The organism is Polaromonas sp. P3_C2 (assembly GCF_056402675.1).
Genome location: NZ_JBFUGX010000576.1, coordinates 1 through 2680 on the forward strand (window position 1 = coordinate 1; position 2680 = coordinate 2680).

Genomic DNA, 2680 nt, shown 5'->3' on the forward strand with positions numbered 1-2680 from the left:
GGCCGAGCCCACGCCGAACTGCCGTGCCGCATAGGTGGCGGTGGTGATGACGCCGCGGCCCACATAGTCCTTCAGCAGCGGAAAACTTTCCACCGGAATGAAGCGCAGCGCGCGCTCGCCCTGCGCCGCCCGCAGCTCCTCGTCAACCTTGCGCCAGCCGCCGCCTATGACGACCGGCAGGCCCTTGAGCTGCGGGTAGCGCAGCAACTCGACGGAGGCGAAAAACGCGTCCATGTCGAGGTGGGCAATGCGGCGGATTTTGGGTGCGGGGGAGGGGAACGGGGCGCTCACCCGGTAAGCATAGCAATTCGCAATGCCTTGCGCGCGGTCGCCCCGACACGATTTGGCCCTATTTGGCCGGCTCAGCCGCAAGGCTCGTGCGCTCCTTGGTACGGCGCCGGCCAGGCCTTTCGGGCAGCGGTAAGCGGGCGTAAACGGCACTCAGGAAGCGCGGCGCTCTGGCATCATGGCCGGCTTGCCCACTCCTCTTGTCGAAAGTGAAACGCCATGCCCTCCCACGCCACCGGAAGTTTTGAAGTCATGCTCGCGCCGCAATCGCTGGCGAATGCCGATGCCGGCCCGCTGATGGGCCGGCTGTCCATCAACAAGACCTTCAGCGGCGACCTGCAGGCCACCAGCCAGGGCGAGATGCTGAGCGCCGGCACGGCAGTCAAAGGCTCGGCCGGTTATGTCGCGATGGAATGCGTGACGGGCACGCTGCACGGCAAAAGCGGCAGCTTTGTTCTGCAGCACAGCGGCACCATGAACCGTGGTGCGCCGCAGCTGGCGGTGAACGTGGTGCCTGATTCCGGCACCGGCGAGCTCACGGGCCTGAGCGGCACGCTCACCATCCAGATTGCCGACGGCAAGCATTCGTATGCGATGGACTATGAGATATCGCCTCAGGCTTGAGTGAGCGAAATAGGCGTGCCTCAACTTCACCGATTCTGGTTTTCTTTCGAAGACCTCCCACCCTTTTCCATATTGGGCGCTGGTTGTGGCGTAACTGCCTATAGCCATGACGACGCGGTTCAAATACTGAAGGACCGCGTGTTTCAGCAGTCGTTGCCGGCCTGCTCCGTGATTGCGGATGTTGATGTCAGCACGCTGGACGAGAACCACGTGCGGCCCAATATAGGGGTGGTGACACAACGCGGTGTGTGGTTTCCGTTGGGTTATTGAGCGGCTTGGTACCCAAAGACTTACCTGCCGCTTTCCGTCCTCAACTCAGGTCATGTGCGCTGGCAGCATAGGCCAGCTGGTAGCGGCCGGCCAGCGCACCGGGCTGGGCGCCGTGGCGCTCGATACCTTCGCCGAGCGCCTCCTGCTGCAGGGCGTCCAGCGCCGACGCTGCATAGGCGACGGCGACCACGACCCAGTCGGCCGCCTTGTCCTTGCCGCCGCGAATTTGCTGCTCCTTCGTGCTGGCGGCCTGTGGTGTTTCCGTGCGCAACACATGGAAAGCGACGCCACCGGGCTGATTGACGAATGCCGCTCCCCTTGCCGAGAAGTGGCTTAACAATTCGGCATCGCGGCCTTCTGCAGGCGACAGCCGCAAGGTCAGCGCAAGGCGGCCGATGCCGCCCCCCGCGCTGTGCAGCAGACGGCACTGGCTTCTCACCATGTCCCTATGGTGCGGCATCATCTTCGTGGACCAGGGCGTCGGGTTGTTCAGGCGTTCCAGGTAGCCGCTAGAGGTCAGGGTCTCATAGTCCTCCAGTTCATACAGCACGAAAAAACCTTCCGCGCTATCGACGCTGGACCAGCGTGAGCCGCGCAGAAAACCGGGGATGCCCATGCGCTCGGGAAAGTGTTCGTGCGAATGCCAGTGCTCGAACTCTTCACGGTGTTCAGCCGCCATGTTCCACCACATGGCGACGGCGGCTTGTCCCAGGAAGGCCATGGTGTTTACCGCCTCAGGCTCAGTAAGTACCGGGCACAAAGATGCTGGTGTCCACCGCCTTGATGTCGGTACGCCCGCAAAAGGCCATGGTCAGGTCCAGCTCCTTGTGGATGATCTGCAGCGCCTTGGTTACGCCTTCTTCACCCATGGCGCCCAGGCCGTAGAGGAAGGCGCGGCCGATGTAGGTGCCCTTGGCACCCAGGGCGGTGGCTTTCAGCACATCCTGGCCGGAGCGTATGCCGCCGTCCATGTGCACCTCGATCTGGTTACCGACTGCCGCGACGATCTCGGGCAGGCAGGAAATGGAAGACATCGCGCCATCGAGCTGGCGGCCGCCGTGGTTGGAGACCACCAGCGCATCGGCGCCGGAATTGACGGCGAGCTTCGCGTCTTCAACGTCCTGGATGCCCTTGAGGATCAGCTTGCCGCCCCAGCGTTTTTTGATCCACTCCACGTCTCCCCAGTTGAGGGCCGGGTCGAACTGTTTGGCCGTCCACTCAGAGAGCGAGCCCATGTTCTCGACACCCTTGACGTGACCCACGATGTTGCCGAAGCCGTGGCGGCGGGTAGCGAGCATGCCCAGGCCCCAGCGCGGCTTGGTCATCAGGTTGAGGATGGTCGACAGCGTCGGCTTGGGCGGTGCGCTCAGGCCGTTTTTCAAATCCTTGTGGCGCTGGCCGAGGATCTGCAAATCGAGCGTGAGCACCAGTGCCGAGCAATTGGCTGCCTTGGCGCGGTCGATCAGGCTTTCAATGAAAGCGCGGTCCTTCATCACGT

The 2680-nt window shown here is 63.1% G+C and carries 5 protein-coding genes; 2 read left to right on the top strand and 3 right to left on the bottom strand.

Annotation, left to right across the window (positions count from 1 at the left end; all coding sequences use genetic code 11):
* Nucleotides 1–291 (bottom strand): Y-family DNA polymerase (locus tag AC1DWI_RS19185; RefSeq protein ID WP_477725469.1); only part of this gene is annotated, 291 nt, incomplete at its 3' end.
* Nucleotides 292–507: 216 nt separating this feature from the next.
* Here AC1DWI_RS19185 and AC1DWI_RS19190 point away from each other — a divergent pair.
* Together AC1DWI_RS19190 and AC1DWI_RS19195 are read left to right on the top strand one after the other, a co-directional pair.
* A complete protein-coding gene (locus AC1DWI_RS19190; RefSeq protein ID WP_477671267.1) occupies nucleotides 508–912 on the top strand; it encodes a DUF3224 domain-containing protein in 405 nt (134 codons plus the stop codon).
* A 138-nt stretch (nucleotides 913–1050) separates the two neighbouring features.
* The gene (locus tag AC1DWI_RS19195) at nucleotides 1051–1182 is read left to right on the top strand and encodes a hypothetical protein (protein WP_477671268.1); all 132 of its coding nucleotides are present in this window, start codon (nucleotides 1051–1053) and stop codon (nucleotides 1180–1182) included.
* A gap of 40 nt (nucleotides 1183–1222) precedes the next feature.
* Here the strand turns inward: AC1DWI_RS19195 and AC1DWI_RS19200 are convergent, their stop codons facing one another.
* Both AC1DWI_RS19200 and AC1DWI_RS19205 read right to left on the bottom strand, forming a co-directional pair.
* Nucleotides 1223–1903: a hypothetical protein gene (locus AC1DWI_RS19200; protein WP_477671269.1), complete on the bottom strand. Its 681-nt coding sequence runs from the start codon at nucleotides 1901–1903 to the stop codon at nucleotides 1223–1225.
* A 19-nt stretch (nucleotides 1904–1922) separates the two neighbouring features.
* A partial coding sequence (locus AC1DWI_RS19205; RefSeq protein ID WP_477725470.1) for an alpha-hydroxy acid oxidase occupies nucleotides 1923–2680 on the bottom strand: 758 nt, incomplete at its 5' end.